The organism is Caulobacter sp. (genome assembly GCF_017744445.1).
Classification (GTDB): Bacteria; Pseudomonadota; Alphaproteobacteria; order Caulobacterales; family Caulobacteraceae; genus Caulobacter.
Genome location: NZ_JAGIBH010000002.1, coordinates 132499 through 148265, shown reverse-complemented (window position 1 = coordinate 148265; position 15767 = coordinate 132499). Strand labels below are relative to the sequence as shown.

The window sequence follows — 15767 nt, the reverse complement described above, 5'->3', positions numbered from 1 at the left end:
CGGCGGCGACCTTGTCTCAAAATGGGCTTCAGGAAGCTTCGTGCCGCAAGATCAGGGCCAATTTCCGAACCGCGCTATTCGGAGTCCCGGACGTGGGTCGTCGGGCGGTCGTCGCCGGACGAGACCTCGCCGTGCCAGACGGCGTTCTTGTCCTCATAGACGATGCCCTCGGTCTCGCCGGGCTGGCGCTGTTCAGCCGCCGCCGTCTTGGCCGCCTTCAGCGCCGCATCGTGCGACGGGAAGGTCTCGGAGAAGGTGTCGCCGACCTTGTAGGCCCAGCCGCCGTCGTGCTCGACGATGTTGTAGGTGATGTCGGTCATGGGGCGTCTCCGAAAAATGTCAGGATCGAACGACCGCCAGTTAACGCGGTTCCGATGACGCGGTCTTGTCGGAAATGACCGCGGCGTCGCTATGGGTTTGCATTGCCAAAAATGCACTCTATGGTTAAGTAATTTAAACGTGATCAAGCGAAGGTGGTGAATGTTTGATCCGTATAACGTTATGCGTTATAAGGGGCGTTGCAGGGCAACCGCGCCGGGCAGCACTCCATCCGCATCAATGACCAGTGGCGCATCTGCTTCCGCTGGTGTGACCAAGGCGCCCAAGATGTCGAGATTTGCGACTACCATTGAGATCGACCCGGCCGATTGGCTGCCCAATCCCACGCCGGGCGACATTCTGCTGGAAGAGTTCCTCAAGCCGATCGGCATGAGCCAGACCGCCTTGGCCAAGGCGATCAACGTGCCGCCGCGCCGGATCAACGAGATTGTTCTGGGCAAACGCGCGGTCACGGCCGACACGGACCTGCGCCTGGCGCGCTATTGGGGGCTCTCTGAAGGTTTCTGGCTTCACCTTCAGATGGACTACGACCTGATGGAGCAGCGCCGGAAGATGGGTGCTGAACTAGAGAAGATCACGCCGCGAGCGGCGTGACCTCCAGGCGCTAAGCCACCTTCACCCGCGCCGCGCTTTCCGGGAGGTCCGTGCCGAACGCGCGCTGGAAGAACTCGGCGACCGTGGGGCGTTCGAGTTCGTCGCACTTGTTCAGGAAGGTCAGGCGGAAGGCCAAGGCCACGTCGTGATCGAAGATCTCGGCGTTCTGGGCCCAGGTGATGACCGTGCGCGGGCTCATGACGGTCGAGATGTCGCCGTTCATGAAGGCGTTGCGGGTCATGTCGGCGACGCGGACCATGGCGGCCAGGGTGCGCTTGCCCTCGGCGGTGTCGTACGACGGGTTCTTGGCCAGCACGATGGCGGCTTCGACGTCGTGCTCCAGATAGTTCAGCGTCGTGACGATCGACCAGCGGTCCATCTGGCCTTGGTTGATCTGCTGGGTGCCGTGATAGAGGCCGGTGGTGTCGCCCAGACCGATGGTGTTGGTCGTCGAGAACAGCCGGAAATACGGATTGGCGCGGATGACGCGGTTCTGGTCCAGCAGGGTCAGCTTGCCGCCGGCTTCCAGCACGCGCTGGATGACGAACATCACGTCCGGACGGCCGGCGTCATATTCGTCGAACACCAGGGCGATCGGGCGCTGCAGGGCCCAGGGCAGAATGCCTTCGCGGAATTCGGTGACCTGCTTGCCTTCCTTCAGGACGATGGCGTCCTTGCCTACCAGGTCGATACGCGAGACGTGGCTGTCCAGGTTCACGCGGACCAGCGGCCAGTTCAGGCGCGCGGCGATCTGCTCGATGTGGGTCGACTTGCCGGTGCCGTGATAGCCCTGGACCATCACGCGGCGGTCCTTGGCGAAGCCCGCGCAGATGGCCTTCGTCGTCTGCGGATCGAACTTGTAGGCCGTGTCGATCTCGGGGACGTGCGCGTCGCGGTGCGAGAAGAACGGGACCTTCATGTCGCTGTCGACGCCGAACGTGTCGCGCAGCGTCACCCACTTGTCGGGGACCAGGGTGATCAGGGGATCGTTGGCGGAGCTGTTATCGGCGAACTCGGGCATGGTCCCGAATTAGCGCTTTGACCCCCCACGTTTCAATTGGAAATCCAATTGAAACGGCAGGATTCAAACACTGAGCGCGACCCGTCGCGCTCTGGGTGAGGGAAGGGGGCGCCGCACCGCGACGCCCCCAGAGACCCATTTTTTTAGTGGTTGGCGATGATCACCGAGGCGATCAGGCCGGTGGCGACCGCCGTCAGCAGGTACTGGTTGTCCACACGCTGCCAACGATAGCCGCGCGGCGGCTGGCGCAGGCCGTAGCGACGATAGTCGCTGACATAGTAGCGGTTGTCGCGATAGCGCTGGTCTAGGCGTTGGCCCTTGGCCCAGCGGCGGTAGTCGCGACGGTCGCGACGGTCTTCGGCGCGGGCCTGGTCGCGGCGGCCTTGTTCATAGGCGCGGTCGCGTTGGTCGTAGCGGCCGTTGTTGTTGTGGTCGCGGTACTGGGCCGAGGCGGCGCCGGCCGTACCAGCCAGCATCAGAACAGCGAGGGAAGCAGTGATCAGGCGTTTCATGTCGGGTCTCCTTGTTGAGAAGTCGAACCTACGAGGTCCAACATGGTCGGAACCTGAACGGCCTTGGTCAGCTTAAGTTCATGTTTCAACAAGGAAATATTGTAGCGTGACCCCTGCATTGCTGGAGCTATCCGCTTGATCCGTATCGCCTTTCGAGGGTTGCTGGACACCGCGCGGCGCGAGCTGGGCGCGACCGCCGCCTTGCTGATCGCCGCCTTTGGGGCCTGGGGGTTCCTGTCGATCGCCGACGAAGTGGCGGAAGGTGAGACTCGGGCTTTCGATATGGCGGTGCTGCGCGCTCTGCGAGTCGATGGCCTGCCCGACCAGATGATCGGTCCCAAGTGGCTGCACCTGGCGGCGACCGACATCACGGCCCTGGGCTCGGTGGCGGTGCTGACCCTGGTGATCGCCCTGGCCGTCGCCCTGCTGGCGTCCCTGCGCCGCTGGACCGAGGCCTTGCTGCTGCTGGCCGGTGCGGGCGGCGGCCTGGTCATCAGTCAGACTTTGAAGCTGGTCTTCGGGCGCGAGCGGCCCGACCTGGCCTATCGCGCGGTCGAGGCGGTAAACGCCAGCTTTCCGTCAGGCCATGCCATGCTGTCGGCCGTGGTGTTCCTGACCCTGGGCGTGCTGGCCTCGCGCTTCGCCGATCGGCGGCGGGTCAAGGTGCTGGCGATGGTCGCGGCGGTGCTGGTCAGCCTGCTGGTGGGCGCGAGCCGCGTCTATCTGGGCGTCCACTGGGCCAGCGACGTGCTGGCCGGCTGGTGCGTGGGCGCGGCCTGGGCGATGGCCTGCTGGCTGGCGGCCTTTTTGGTGCAGCGACGGTTCAAGCGGCCTTCGGCTTAGGCCGCCAGCGCAGTTCCAGCGTCGTCCACACCGCGCCGACGAAGTCGACCAGGCCCACGGCCAGCCAGGCTTTCGGCAGCCAGTCCAGCAGCACGAAGGCACCGATCACCACCAGCGAGAACACCCGCAGCACCACCGAGGCCCGCATATAGGTGCGTTGCCCGGTCCAGCCGGCGACGTGATAGCCCATGGCGTATGCCAGGAGGACGAGGCCGGCGAACCGCACCCAGGGCAGGCCCGCCTCGCCGACATCGACGTCCAGCAGGTGCAGGACCACGCGCGGGGCGACGGCCAGGGCCAGGCCCGCCGTCGACAGCAGGCCGCCCCAGAACCAGATGCTCCAGGGCTTGCCGAACGGCACCGGCGTCACCGGCGTCGGCGGATCGGCCGGGGCGCGCCACTCGCGATCGCTGTCGGTCATCGAAGAGTCGTCCCTCGCCCCAATGGTCCTGAAACCAGGCGGCGAAAGATGGCTCAGTCCGCGACTGCTTCGCAAGTTACCTACGCGAAAGGCTTGAACGGCTGGTCCCTGGAAGCGACCACGCGACCGGCCTTGTCGAACGCGATGGCGATCAGGCCCGGCTTTTCGCGGAAGGGCGTCTGGTCGTCATTGCCGAAGAAGGTCCGCCACCTGCGGCCGTCGCGGAAACAGGTAGCCGCCGCCGCCGCCCGGTGGGCCCTCGTCCTTGTTGCGGGCCCCGACATAATCTCTAGGTTGCTCGGATTTTGCAGCCTTCAGGGTGAGACGCGGCGATGAGAGTTTTGCTTGGCCAGTCGGGCCTCGCCGTTATTTTTGCCGCTCAACCCGTTCTAGCCCAAGCTCCCACGCCGCCTGCGCCCGCCAACAAAATCGACGGTGTCGTCATCTCCGCGCCCTCGCAAGCGGGTGTGCAGACGCGGATCGATCGCCGGAGCTACAGTCTCTCCGACGACCTCCAGGCCAAGACCGGTTCGATTGGCGATGCGCTGGGCAATCTGCCGTCGGTCGAGGTCGATCCGGACGGGAAGCTTTCGCTGCGCGGCGACGCCAATGTCACCATCCTGGTCGATGGCAAGCCCTCTGGCCTGTTCAAGGGCGCGGGTCGCGCCGCCGCCCTGCAGCAGCTGCCCGCCGACCGATACGCGCGGGTGGAGATCATCACCAACCCGTCGGCCGCCTTCGACGCCAACGGCTCGGGCGGGGTCATCAACCTGATCAGCAAGAAGGCCAAGGGCGCCGGGATCACGGGCTCGCTGCAGGCCAATGTCGGCGACCAGGGCCTGGCGAACGGCGCTGGGAACGTCGGCTACAATTCCAGCAGGCTGTCGCTGAACGGGGACCTTTCCGTCCGGCGAAACATCCTCAAGAAAAGGACGCGCGAGCACCGCGACCTGGCTGGCGATGTCGAGAGCGACGGCGTCTATCAGGGGCGCACATCCGCCTCTTTCAGCAATCTCCATCTGTCGGCGCAATACGAGGTCGGCGAGCGTACGCAGCTTTCCGCCGACGCCCACCACCTGCGCCTCGACTGGGTCACCCGTGAGGCGGACGCCTTCGAGATCCGCTCCCCTGGGCGCGAGATCTCGTCCACGCGCGTCGGCCGCAAGACCTATCGGGTCTATGACGACGGGATCGAGGCCCAGCTGGTGCGCAAGTTCGCCGGCGAGGATCACGACCTGACGCTGGACCTTGATCACGGCGCGATAACCAACAAGGACCGTCAGCCCTACGCCTACCTGGCCGGCGCGCCGGAAACGGGCGCGTATCAGGCCATGGACTTCGACCAGCGCCAGACCTTGACGCGGCTTTCCGCCGACTACCGCAAACCCTTGCCGGAGGGCGCCAAGTTGACGGCCGGCGTCCAGGTCGAGGACGACGGCTATCTCTACGAGAACAGCGGCGCGCGGGGAGCCGACGCGGCGACGGCCCGCCCGGACCCCAGCCTGACCAACCGCTTCCGCTACGGCCAGGTGGTCTCGGCGGCCTATGCGACGCTGGAGCGGCCGTTCGGCAAGCTGACAGCCCTGATGGGACTGCGTGTCGAGAGCGCGCGGATCAAGACCGAGCAGCTGACTTTGGGCGGGACGCATCGCGACACCGACACCCGCGCCTTTCCGTCACTGCACCTCAGCTACGCCCTCGACGATCGCCGCCAGGTGAAGGGGTCTTACACCCAACGCCTCGAGCGGCCCGATCCCGACGATCTGAACCCTTTCCCCAACACCGCCGGCGCGCTGACGGTCACGGCCGGCAACCCCGCCCTGAAACCGGAAGAAACCCGTGGCGTCGAGGCTTCCTACGAGTATCGCGACGGCCCGGCCTATCACCTGGCGACGGTGTTCTATCGAGACATCCGCGACACGGTCACCGACATCGTCACGCCGCTGGAAGGCGGGACCTTGCTGTCGACCAAGCAGAACCTGGGTCGCAAGCGTAACGTCGGCCTGGAGCTGTCGGTGGGCGGGCGACTGACCTCGAAGCTGACCTACACCGCCAGCACGACGGCGACCTATTCCGAGATCGAGGCCGAGGGCTTGACCGGCGAGAAGACCCGTTCGGCGCTGTTGGTGGGCGGCAAGGGTTCACTGAACTGCCAGATCACCTCCGCCGATCTCTTCCAGCTGAATGCCCAGCTCCGCGCCAAGCGCCTGACGCCGCAAGGCTACGCCCCGGCCTACAGCACGCTGAACCTGGGCTTTCGCCACAAGATCGACGAGCGCCTGTCGCTGGTCGCCACGGCGCGCGACGTGCTCAACACCAGCCAGACCCGGGAATACGTTACGCAGTCCGGCCTGAGACAGAGGGTGGACTACGACAACAATTCGCGCCGATTCACGCTGGGCCTAAGCTATGCCCTCGGCGGCAAGTCCAAGAAGCCGTCCAACTTCGACTACGGCGGCTGACCTGGGCGACCTGGCTCTCCGAGTCCGGATGTCCGTTTCCCACCGGCAGCTGCCATCCGCCCCCTAGCTCTTCACCATCCCGGCTTTCTGCAGCGTCTTATAGGCCTTGATGACCCGCTGCAGCTTGTGCTCGGTGCCGCGGTCGCCGCCGTTGGCGTCCGGGTGGAAGCGCTTGAGCAGCTCCTTGTACTTGGCCTTGATCGCGGCGCTGTCGGCCCCGGCTTCCAGGTCCAGGTCGGCCAGAGCGCCGCGCTCCAGCTTGCCCAGGCTGCGCTCGGCGGCGGTGCGCGCGGACTCTGCCCGGCGCTGCTGGGCGCGGAAGATCCCGAACGGGTCGGCGAAGGCGCGGGCGTCACGCGCGGCGGCGGCCGCGGCCTCGCGCGAATTGGCGTCGGCCTTGAAGCTCCAGGTCGGACGACCGCCGGTCATCCGCTCGGTCTCCTGGGCGGCGCGGATCTGCGCCTCGCTCATGCCGGCGTAGAAGTTCCAGTTCTTGTTGTACTCGGCCGCGTGCGCCTGACAGAACCAGTAGTGCTGGTTGGGCAGGTCGCGCGACTTCGGCGCCTTGGTCGTTCCGGCCAGGCGGCAGTCGGGATGGTCGCAACGCTTTTCGCCAGGCTTGAGGCCCAGCACGTCGTTGACCGGGTCGTCTTCGCCCTTCTTGGGCGGCCGGACCCGGATGTCGGTGAATTTGGGGCGGTATTCGAACTCGCGGCTCATGGCGTCTAGAGTAAGCCCAGGCTATTTCCGTTCAAGGATTGACAAGCAAGAGACCGACATGGGCGCCGTCGCCGACACCCTCGTACGCAAGCTGAACGAGGCTTTTTCGCCCTCCCGCCTGGAGTTGGTGGACGATAGCGATCGCCACCATGGCCACGCCGGGCACAATGGTTCGGGCGAAAGCCACTTCAATCTGCGAATCGAAGCCGAGGCCTTTGCGGGCAAGGCGCGGGTGATGCGCCAGCGCATGGTGATGAAGGTGCTGGCCGAGGAGCTGGCGGGGCCGGTCCACGCCCTGTCGATCGTCGCAACGGCTCCTGGCGAGGGGTAAGGCGGCGCTTACTTTTTCACTTGCGTGGGACGGCTGCGGCTGATTGCCTCTCTCCCCGGCGCGATCCTTTGCCGGAAGGCTAGGAACACCATGAGCGCCCCAGAAAGCCTCGCAGCTCACTCGCTTGAAAAAGACGCCGCCAAGGCCCTGCCGGGCCTCCTGGAGCGTTCGTACGCCCGCTATTCCAAGTTCACGGTGGCGGCGGCGGTGATCGACGCCGAGGGCCGGGTCCACTACGGCGTCAATGTCGAGAACGCGGCCTATCCAGTCGGCACTTGCGCCGAGCAGACGGCGATCGGGGCGATGATCACGGCCGGCGGCTCGCGGGTCATCGACAAGGTGCTGATCGCGGCGGGTTCGGACGCCGTGGTCCAGCCCTGCGGGGCCTGTCGCCAGCGTATCGCCGAGTTCGCCGGTGACGCTTGTCAGGTGGTCTCGGTGCAGGGCGGAGAGACAACCCAGCGGGTCGATTTCTGGAGCCTGCTGCCGCATTCCTTCGGTCCGCGAGACCTGGACTGAGGCCGAATTCGGGCGAAAAGGTCAAAATCCTGGACTTTAGAATTTCGACGTACAGTTCAAACGCATGTTCCGAACTCAATCATCGAATTTTGACGTTAGGTGAAAATTTTTGCCCTGACTGCGTGACATGTACGGAAAAATGGATGTTTTTGCCGCCATTTCCGGGCCGGCGGGCAGAACCTATTAACTTTGCGTAATGCAACGTTGCGTGTCGAAGTCGGGGCTCTATGGCATTTCTGTGTCCTGGAGGTAACGGTTTCAGCACGAAGTCGAGGCAATCGCCTCATTGGGTGATGTCACCCACCCGACGCTCGCCTAGGCTCCCCCACAAGGCTCACTCCGAAGTCCCGCGTTTGGCTGATGCGGGGCTCAGTGGGCCGCTTGTCCAATTCGGGGGTTTTTCCTTACATGATCAGTCGTTCCGTCCTTCTCGGCACCAGCATGCTCATCGCGCTGGCCAGCGCGGGCGCCGCTTTCGCTCAAGCCGAGCAAGCCAGCGCTCCGAAAGAGGATACCGCTGAACTCGAAGCCGTCGTCGTCACCGGTTCGCGCATCCGCCGTCCGGACCTCGTCTCGGCTCAACCGATCCAAGTGCTGAGCTCGGAGTCGATCGACTCGAAGGGCTACACCAACGTCGCCGACGCCCTGAACGACATGCCGTCGGCCGGCGTCCCGATCAATCCGATCGGCGACCAAGGCTCGTTCGGCACGGGTCGTAACTACATCAACCTGTTCAACCTGGGCACCAACCGCACCCTGACCCTGGTGAACGGCCGCCGCTTCGTCGGCAGCAACGTCGCTTCGCTGTTCTCGGGCGCTGGCGGCGGTGGTCAGGTCGACTTCAACGCCATCCCGACCGGCCTGATCGACCGTATCGAAACCATCCAGGCCGGCGGCGCCGCCGTCTACGGCTCGGACGCCATCGCCGGCGTCATCAACGTCATCACCAAGACGCACTTCGAAGGCGTGGAAATCGACGGCCAGTACGGCGTGTCGGACCGCAACGACGCTGACGTCTATCGCGGCCGCATCACGGCCGGCCGTAACTTCATGGACGGCCGCCTGAACCTGTCGGGCAGCTACGAGTACAACGAAACCACCCAGCTGGGCTTCAACGATCGTCCGATCACCGCCCGTCAGCTGGCCTTCGTCGTCAACCCGGCCAACCGCACCACCACGGACGGCATCCCGGGCTCGATCATCGCCCTGAACCGCCGCATCCCGGAAGTGACCCTGGGCGGCATCGCGTTCCGCAACAACGGTTCGGCCCTGTCGAGCCTGCTGACCATCGCCGACCCGAGCAACCCGGGCCAGCGCGTCACGGCCCAGTTTGGTCCGGGCGGCACGCTGATCCCGTACAACACCGGACAGTTCTGGAGCGCCAGCGTCGCCTCGGGCGGTGACGGCATGAACCTGGCCGACCTGTCGTCGCTGATCTCGCCGGTGAAGCGTCACGTCGCGACCTTCTTCGCGCGCTACGACGTCACCGACCACATCCGCTTCAACTCGGAAGTGTTCTACAACCACCAGACCTCGGTCGAGCCGTACAACCAGCCGATCTACAACGCCCCGATCTTCGGCGGCACCTCGGCTTCGCTGGCCTTCTCGACGGCCAACCCGTTCCTGCCGGCCGCGACCCGCACCGCTCTGCTGGGTCAACCGACCCCGCTGACGCCGGACGCCGCCAACCCGGGCGAAGGCATCTTCTACCTGAGCCGCGCTTCGGCCGACCTGGGCAACAACAAGACCAGCACCGAAGGCGACCTGCTGCGCACGGTGTTCAACCTGGAAGGCGACTTCGAATTCGCCGACCGCAAGTTCTTCTGGAACGCCGCGGCCAACTTCGGCAAGTCGTGGGGCTCGTTCTCGTCGCCCAACATCGACCAGGTGAAGTTCAACAACGCGATCGACGCGGTGCGTGACTCGTCGGGCGCCATCGTCTGCCGCAGCGCCGCTGCTCGCGCCGAAGGCTGCGCCCCGCTGAACATGTTCGGCCTGGGCGCGCCCAGCGAAGCCGCCAAGAAGTACATCGGCGTTCAGTTCGTCAGCGATTACGCGCTGATCCAGACGGGCTACGAAGCCAACTTCGGCGGCGACCTGGTCAAGCTGCCGGCCGGCATGGTCAGCTTCAACGCCGGTTACGAGTACCGCAAGGAGAAGTCGCGCTTCCAGCCGAACGATCCGCAGCGCCTGGGCGTCGGCCGTTCGGCCGCCATCACGGCCCTGAGCGGTTCGTACACGACCAAGGAAGCCTACATCGAAGGTCTGATCCCGATCTTCGGCGGCGACTTCTCGTTCCCGGGCATGCGTAGCCTGGAACTGGAAGGCGCCCGTCGTCGCGTGGACAACTCGCTGGCCGGCAAGAACGATGCCTGGAGCTATGGCATCCGTTGGAAGCCGATCAACGACCTGCTGATCCGCGGCACCCGTTCGGGCGCGTTCCGCGCTCCGGCGATCACCGAGCTGTTCCTGCCGAACGCGGTCAGCTTCATGACCGCGACCGACCCCTGCGATGCGCGTAACATCAACTCGGGTCCGAACCCGGCGACCCGCGGCGCCAACTGCCGCGCCGACTTCGCCGCCCTGGGTCTGCCGACGAACTTCAACCTGACCTCGAACGTCCAGGCCGCGACCGTCCAAGGCACCACCTCGGGCAACCGTGGTCTGCGCAACGAACTGGCTGACGAATGGTCGGTCGGCTTCGTCTATCAGCCCTCGTTCATCAAGGGCCTGGCGGTCAGCTTCGACTGGGTGAACGTCGACATCACCGACGCGATCGTGAACTTCAGCCTGACCTCGATCATGCAGGTCTGCTACGACTCGCCGAGCAAGCCGGCCGACGTCTGCTCGCGCTTCCGTCGTAACTCGGCCGGTCAGATCATCACGGCCGACACCACCACGGGCTACACCGGCCCGGCCGCTGGTTTCGTCAACGCCGGCTACACCAACTTCCAGGGCGCCACCCTGGGCGTGGACTACAACTTCGAACTGACCGACATCCCGTTCCTGGCTAAGAGCGCCAACGGCGCCGACCTGGGCGGCTTCGGCTTCAACTTCGACCTGTTCCACGTCAACAAGCAGGAGACCTCGGTCACCGGCCTGGGCTTCGACCTGAACGACGACAAGGGCGAAATCGGTAACCCGGACGTCTCCTGGCGCCTGGACACCACCTACAAGCGCGGTCCGCTGGCCGTCACCCTGACGACCAGCTTCACGGGCAAGTCCTACTTCAACAAGGACTTCACCCCGGAAACCCGCGATCCGCTGTGGGTCAAGGACTACTACCTGAACGACCTGGCCATCTCGTACGACCTGACCGACGTTGTCGGCGGCCGTCTGGGTCTGGACCGCGTGAAGGCTCGCCTCAACGTCCGCAACCTGTTCGACGAAGAAGCGCCGTGGGGCACCACGGGCCTGGGCGTCTACGACGTCCTGGGTCGCTACTACCAGATCGGCCTGAACGCCCGCTTCTAAGCGACGACGGCCGGGAGCCCAGGCTCCCGGCCGCTCTTCCCAGAGCAGGCTTCAGCCAAAAAGAAGGGGCGGCTCCTCGCGGAGCCGCCCCTTTTTGTTTTCCGGTGGAGAAGGCGGTTACGCCGTCTGGCCCACCAGGCTCTCCAGCACGCGGCGCAGGTCGGCCTCGCGGAAGGGCTTCTGCAGCACCGTGGCGCCCTTGTGGTCCTCGGTCAGGCCCGCCTCGCCATAGCCGCTGGCGAAGGCGAAGGGTACGCCGCGCGCCTTCAGGGCGTCGGCCACCGGGAAGATCGGGCGGCCGCCCAGATTGACGTCCAGCAGGGCCGCGTCGATGTCGGCCGTGGTGGCCAGCTTCAGGGCCTCCTCGATCTCGGCGGCGGGGCCGACGATCGTGCAGCCGAGATCGGTCAGCATGTCCTCGACCAGCATCGAGACCAGGGCCTCGTCTTCGACGACCAAAACCTTGAGGGCGGAAAGTGCAGTCATGTGTCAGGGCTCCAGCGCGCGCAGGGGCAACGCCATTTGGCAGACGAGTCCGGTGGCATCATAGGTCAGCTCGACCCCGCCGGATAGCTCGGCCGCGAGGCCGCGCTCAAGAAGGCGGACGCCGAAGCCGCGACGGGCCGGCGGGGTGACGGGCGGGCCGCCGCTTTCGGTCCAGGTCAGGCGGAGGACTCCGTCCTCGACCGACCATTCCACGGCCACGCGGCCATCCGGTGTCGAAAGGGCGCCGTATTTGACGGCATTGGTGGCCAGTTCATGGATGCCCATGCCCAAGGCCACGGCGGCCTTGGGGTTCAGCCGCACGTCGCCGGTGTAGTCGAACGTCACGCGGTCCTCCCCAGCCATGGCGTGCAGCTCGACGTCGAACACCTCGCGCAGGCTGGCGCCGGCCCAGCTTTCGCGGGTCAGGAGGTCGTGGGTCTGGGACAGGGCGATCAGCCGGGTCTCGAAGGCGTCGCGGAAGAATTCCGGCGCGGCCACCGAGCGCAGGGTCTGGGCGGCGATCGACTGCACCGTGGCCAGGCTGTTCTTCACCCGGTGATTCAGTTCGTTGACCAGCAGTTTCTGGCGTTCCTCGGCGCGCTTGCGCTCGGTGATGTCCAGCGACACCCCGGCCAGGCGACGCACGCCGCCGTCGTCGGCGATCGTGGCCGCGCGGCCGCGAGCATGCAGCCAGCGCAGCTCGCCGGTCGGGTGCACCACGCGGTACTCGACATCGTACTCGGCCCCATCGCGGATGGCCGCCTCGATGGCCGAGAGGATGCGCGGGCGATCCTCGGGGTGGATGGTGGCGACCAGGTCGGCGAAGGTGAAGGTCTGGTCCGGCCGACGACCGTAATTGACCTTGCACAGGTCCGAGGCCTCGTAGGCCTTGGTGGCCACGTCCAGATCCCACGAGCCCATGCGACCGCTGTCCAGGGCGAACTTCAGTCGTTCCTCGGCCTTGCGACGATGGTCCAGCTCGGCGCGCGAGCCGACGTTCAGCTTGATCGACTCGATGGTGGCGGCGACCTGGGCGCCCAGGCCGACCAGCAGGGTTTCGTCGCGCGGCGAGAAGCGGCCGGGCTCGGGATGGCCGAAGAACAGCCCGCCCAGCACCTCGCCCTGGCGCGTGGAGACGGGAATGGCCAGGTAGCTGCGCACCGGCAGGTGGCCTTCGGGCATGCCCTTGCGCGGGGCGTTGCGGCCGTAGCGGGGGTCCTGGGTGATGTCGTCCGAGCGCACCACCCCGGTCCCGTCGAAGGTCGGGGCGAAGATCTCGGTCTTGCGCGGCATCGGGAAGCTGGCGAAGGCCTCGGGTGGCGCGCCCGACAACCGATACAGGGTGTAGGACTCCCCGTCGGCGTCGACCAGATTGTAGAAGAATGCGCCGAACGCCGCGCCGCTGATCTCACGGGCCCCGTCGATCACCACCTGCACGCAAGCGTCGATGTCCAGGCTGGAGGCGACCGCCTCGCTGACCCTTGCCAGGGTGTCGGACTTGCGGACCTCATCGGCCAGCGCGCCTTCAAGCCGGGCCAGACGCGCACGCAGAACGGCTTCGCCGTCCCCGCGAATGTCGGTCTCAGCCAACTTGACCAACGCGCCCCTCCACACCGGACCGCCCCTGGTCCGTAAGGACACGAAACGCGTCCTTTCTCATCCGGTTCCAAAGATGGCGCCGGAAACTTGGCTGTAGTGATTCAGAGTTCGTCGTCGTCGTCCAGAGGGGCGCTGATCCGCAGGGCGGTGATCTGGTTCCTCTGTCGACGGAACACCTGGAACCGATGGCGGTGGAAGATGAAGGTCTGGCCCGGTTCGGGGATCATCTGGGCCTCGTGGATGACCAGGCCGGCGATGGTGACGGCGTCGCCTTCGGGCAGACGCCAGTCCATGGCCCGGTTCAGGTCGCGCACCGTGACGTGGCCATCGACATTGACCGAGCCGTCGCCCTGGCGCCGCACGCCATCCAGCGCGGTGTCGTGCTCGTCGTCGATCTCGCCGACGATCTCTTCCAGAATGTCTTCCAGGGTCACCAGGCCCTGCAGGGCGCCGTACTCGTCGACGACCAAAGCAAAGTGGCTCTTGCGCTTGAGGAAGGCGTTCAGCTGGTCCTTGAGGTTCGTCGTGTCGGGGATGAACCACGGCTCGCGGACGATGGCGGCGATGTCCAGGCCCTCGACCCCCGTCGGCGACTGGGCCAGGGCCTTGAGCAGGTCGCGAGCATGCAGCACGCCGACGATGTTGTCGGGCTCGTCGCGATAGAGGGGCACGCGGGTGTGCTGGGCCTCCAGCACCTCGTCGACCAGCTCGCGGGCGGGCAGGTCGGCGTCCAGCAGCACCATCGACTTGCGGTGGACCATGATCTCCGAGACGTCCATGTCCGACAGGTCCAGCACCCCGCCCAGCATGCGCCGGTCGCCGGCTTCGACCAGGCCTTCGGAGTGGTGATAGTCGACCGCGCCGCGGATCTCCTCGTGGGCGGCCAGCACGTCGACGGCCATGTCCAGCTTGACGCCGAACAGCCGCAGGGTGCGGCGCACGATCCACTGGATGGCGTAGATGATCGGACCAAACAGCCGAACGATGAACAGCGTCGGCCCCGAAAGGGTGCGGGCCACATCGTCGGAGCGGACGATGGCCACGGTCTTGGGCAGCACCTCGGCGAAGACCAGGACGAGCACGGTCATCAGGGCGGTGGCGACGGCCACGCCCCACGGGCCGGGGATGAGGGTGGTCAACACCTGGGTCGTCAGGGCCGAGGCCAGGATGTTGATCAGGTTGTTGCCCAGCAGCACCGCCCCGATCATCGTCTCCTGGTCGGACAGCAGCTTGTTGACCCGCCGCGCCGGCGCGTCGCCCTCCCGCTCCAGCTGGTGCATGCGGGCGCGGCTGGCCCCCGTCATCGACGTCTCGGCGGCCGAGAAGATCGCCGACAGGGTCAGCAGAGCGATGACGACGGGCGCGAGGCCGAGCAGGGCGGTGAGCATATCGGTGTTCTTAGGCCAAGCCGGTGAGGCCGGGGAGGGTGTCGTTGAACGGATGAGTTAAATCGTATATACGATTTGATATGCAGTTCGACCCTGCCAAGAACGAAGCCAACATCGCCAAGCATGGTGTTTCGCTTGAACGGGCCGCTGAGATGGACATCCAGGCTGTCCTTGAGGACGACCGTCACGACTATGGCGAAACCCGCTACCGCGCGTTCGGCCTGATCGACGGTATCGCCCATTGCCTGGTGTTCACCGATCGAGAAGGCGTGTTGCGGGGCGATCAGCCTGCGCCGCGCCCATCAGAAGGAGATGAAGCGCCATGTCCCGTAAGCCGGTTGTCGATGTTGAAAACCCGGAATGGTCGGAGGCCGACTTCGCTCGCGCTAAAGGCGCCGACAGCCTGCCGGCCCACGTTCTAGCGGCTTTTCCCAAGACGGCCGTGCGGGTGCGGGGCGCGCAGAAGGCCGACACCAAGGTCCCTGTCTCCATTCGACTGGATCGGACCGTCGTCGACTATTTCAAAGCCCAAGGACCGGGGTGGCAGGGGCGGATCAATGAGGCGCTGGCGGGGATCGTTCGGCGTTCCTAGGTGGCCGGCGTGTCGCTGACAAACCGCGCGACCGAGTCCCTGAACGCCTGGACGTCCTTGTTCAGCTGCACCAGCTGCTGAATGCTCATGCCGCCGGCGGCGAACAGGGTCTGGCCCAGGCACGTGCTGCGGGCCTGCATGTCGCGGCCGGCGTCGGTCAGGCTGACCACCACCTGGCGCTCGTCGGCGGGGTTGCGCAGGCGGCTGACCAGGCCCGCGCCCTCCATGCGTTTGACCAGCGGCGTGACGTTGCTGGAATCGAGCCCCAGCCGCTCGCCGATCGCGCCGACGCTGAGGCCGTCCGTCTCCCACAGGGCGCTCAGCACCAGGTACTGCGGATAGGTGATCTCCAGCGCGTCCAGCAGCGGCTTGTAGGCGCGGTTGATCGCCAGGCTGGCGCCGTACAGCGAGAAGCACAGCTGCTGGTCGAGGGTGGGGGTGTGGTCGGACACGGCGTGGCTCCTGG

At 65.9% G+C, this 15767-nt stretch carries 19 protein-coding genes; 9 read left to right on the top strand and 10 right to left on the bottom strand.

Annotation, left to right across the window (positions count from 1 at the left end):
- Positions 1-74: 74 nt before the first annotated feature.
- Positions 75-320 carry a DUF2188 domain-containing protein gene (locus J7528_RS04090; protein ID WP_291871612.1) on the bottom strand — a complete coding sequence of 82 codons (246 nt, stop codon included), beginning with the start codon at positions 318-320 and terminating at the stop codon, positions 75-77.
- A 198-nt stretch (positions 321-518) separates the two neighbouring features.
- Between J7528_RS04090 and J7528_RS04085 the strand changes: the two genes are divergently transcribed.
- Positions 519-632: a type II toxin-antitoxin system RelE/ParE family toxin gene (locus J7528_RS04085; RefSeq protein WP_291871610.1), complete on the top strand. Its 114-nt coding sequence runs from the start codon at positions 519-521 to the stop codon at positions 630-632.
- The gene (locus tag J7528_RS04080) at positions 607-933 is read left to right on the top strand and encodes a HigA family addiction module antitoxin (RefSeq protein WP_291871608.1); all 327 of its coding nucleotides are present in this window, start codon (positions 607-609) and stop codon (positions 931-933) included. The genes J7528_RS04085 and J7528_RS04080 overlap by 26 nt, the downstream gene beginning before the upstream one ends.
- A gap of 10 nt (positions 934-943) precedes the next feature.
- Here J7528_RS04080 and cobS read toward each other — a convergent pair whose 3' ends face one another.
- Both cobS and J7528_RS04070 read right to left on the bottom strand, forming a co-directional pair.
- Positions 944-1954, bottom strand: a complete 1011-nt coding sequence (gene cobS / locus J7528_RS04075; protein WP_291871606.1) for a cobaltochelatase subunit CobS — start codon at positions 1952-1954, stop codon at positions 944-946.
- A gap of 143 nt (positions 1955-2097) precedes the next feature.
- Positions 2098-2466, bottom strand: coding sequence for an RcnB family protein (locus tag J7528_RS04070; protein ID WP_291871604.1), 369 nt, complete (start codon positions 2464-2466; stop codon positions 2098-2100).
- A gap of 135 nt (positions 2467-2601) precedes the next feature.
- On the opposite strand from J7528_RS04070, the gene J7528_RS04065 reads away from it, so the two are divergent.
- Positions 2602-3309 (top strand): phosphatase PAP2 family protein, encoded by a 708-nt coding sequence (locus J7528_RS04065; RefSeq protein ID WP_291871602.1) that lies wholly within the window; start codon positions 2602-2604, stop codon positions 3307-3309.
- Here J7528_RS04065 and J7528_RS04060 read toward each other — a convergent pair.
- Both J7528_RS04060 and J7528_RS04055 read right to left on the bottom strand, forming a co-directional pair.
- Complete coding sequence (locus tag J7528_RS04060; protein WP_291871601.1) at positions 3290-3730, bottom strand: hypothetical protein; 441 nt, start codon at positions 3728-3730, stop codon at positions 3290-3292. The two genes, J7528_RS04065 and J7528_RS04060, sit on opposite strands and share 20 nt — an antisense overlap.
- 80 nt (positions 3731-3810) lie before the next feature.
- Positions 3811-4014, bottom strand: coding sequence for a hypothetical protein (locus tag J7528_RS04055; protein WP_291871599.1), 204 nt, complete (start codon positions 4012-4014; stop codon positions 3811-3813).
- Between the two features lie 183 nt (positions 4015-4197).
- Between J7528_RS04055 and J7528_RS04050 the strand changes: the two genes are divergently transcribed.
- Positions 4198-6192 (top strand): outer membrane beta-barrel family protein, encoded by a 1995-nt coding sequence (locus J7528_RS04050; RefSeq protein WP_291871598.1) that lies wholly within the window; start codon positions 4198-4200, stop codon positions 6190-6192.
- Between the two features lie 63 nt (positions 6193-6255).
- On the opposite strand, the gene J7528_RS04045 is transcribed toward J7528_RS04050, so the two are convergent.
- Positions 6256-6912 (bottom strand): J domain-containing protein, encoded by a 657-nt coding sequence (locus J7528_RS04045; RefSeq protein ID WP_291871596.1) that lies wholly within the window; start codon positions 6910-6912, stop codon positions 6256-6258.
- A 58-nt stretch (positions 6913-6970) separates the two neighbouring features.
- Here J7528_RS04045 and J7528_RS04040 point away from each other — a divergent pair, with 58 nt between their 5' ends.
- From J7528_RS04040 to J7528_RS04030, 3 genes are all read left to right on the top strand, one after another.
- Positions 6971-7243, top strand: coding sequence for a BolA family protein (locus J7528_RS04040; protein WP_291871594.1), 273 nt, complete (start codon positions 6971-6973; stop codon positions 7241-7243).
- A 63-nt stretch (positions 7244-7306) separates the two neighbouring features.
- On the top strand, positions 7307-7762 hold the full coding sequence (gene cdd / locus J7528_RS04035) for a cytidine deaminase (RefSeq protein WP_363269675.1): 456 nt from the start codon (positions 7307-7309) through the stop codon (positions 7760-7762).
- Positions 7763-8170: 408 nt separating this feature from the next.
- On the top strand, positions 8171-11236 hold the full coding sequence (locus tag J7528_RS04030) for a TonB-dependent receptor (protein ID WP_291871590.1): 3066 nt from the start codon (positions 8171-8173) through the stop codon (positions 11234-11236).
- A 117-nt stretch (positions 11237-11353) separates the two neighbouring features.
- Here J7528_RS04030 and J7528_RS04025 read toward each other — a convergent pair whose 3' ends face one another.
- From J7528_RS04025 to J7528_RS04015, 3 genes are all read right to left on the bottom strand, one after another.
- A complete protein-coding gene (locus J7528_RS04025) occupies positions 11354-11722 on the bottom strand; it encodes a response regulator (protein ID WP_291871588.1) in 369 nt (122 codons plus the stop codon).
- A 3-nt stretch (positions 11723-11725) separates the two neighbouring features.
- A complete protein-coding gene (locus tag J7528_RS04020) occupies positions 11726-13321 on the bottom strand; it encodes an HWE histidine kinase domain-containing protein (protein ID WP_291871586.1) in 1596 nt (531 codons plus the stop codon).
- A 101-nt stretch (positions 13322-13422) separates the two neighbouring features.
- Entirely contained in the window at positions 13423-14709 is a 1287-nt protein-coding gene (locus tag J7528_RS04015) for an HlyC/CorC family transporter (protein ID WP_291871583.1), read from the bottom strand.
- Positions 14710-14789: 80 nt separating this feature from the next.
- On the opposite strand from J7528_RS04015, the gene J7528_RS04010 reads away from it, so the two are divergent.
- Positions 14790-15131 carry a BrnT family toxin gene (locus J7528_RS04010; RefSeq protein WP_291871581.1) on the top strand — a complete coding sequence of 114 codons (342 nt, stop codon included), beginning with the start codon at positions 14790-14792 and terminating at the stop codon, positions 15129-15131.
- Complete coding sequence (locus J7528_RS25570; protein ID WP_363269674.1) at positions 15032-15301, top strand: BrnA antitoxin family protein; 270 nt, start codon at positions 15032-15034, stop codon at positions 15299-15301. Before J7528_RS04010 ends, J7528_RS25570 begins: the two co-directional genes overlap by 100 nt.
- On the opposite strand, the gene J7528_RS04005 is transcribed toward J7528_RS25570, so the two are convergent.
- On the bottom strand, positions 15298-15753 hold the full coding sequence (locus J7528_RS04005) for a MarR family transcriptional regulator (RefSeq protein WP_291871579.1): 456 nt from the start codon (positions 15751-15753) through the stop codon (positions 15298-15300). The two genes, J7528_RS25570 and J7528_RS04005, sit on opposite strands and share 4 nt — an antisense overlap.
- Positions 15754-15767: the final 14 nt, after the last annotated feature.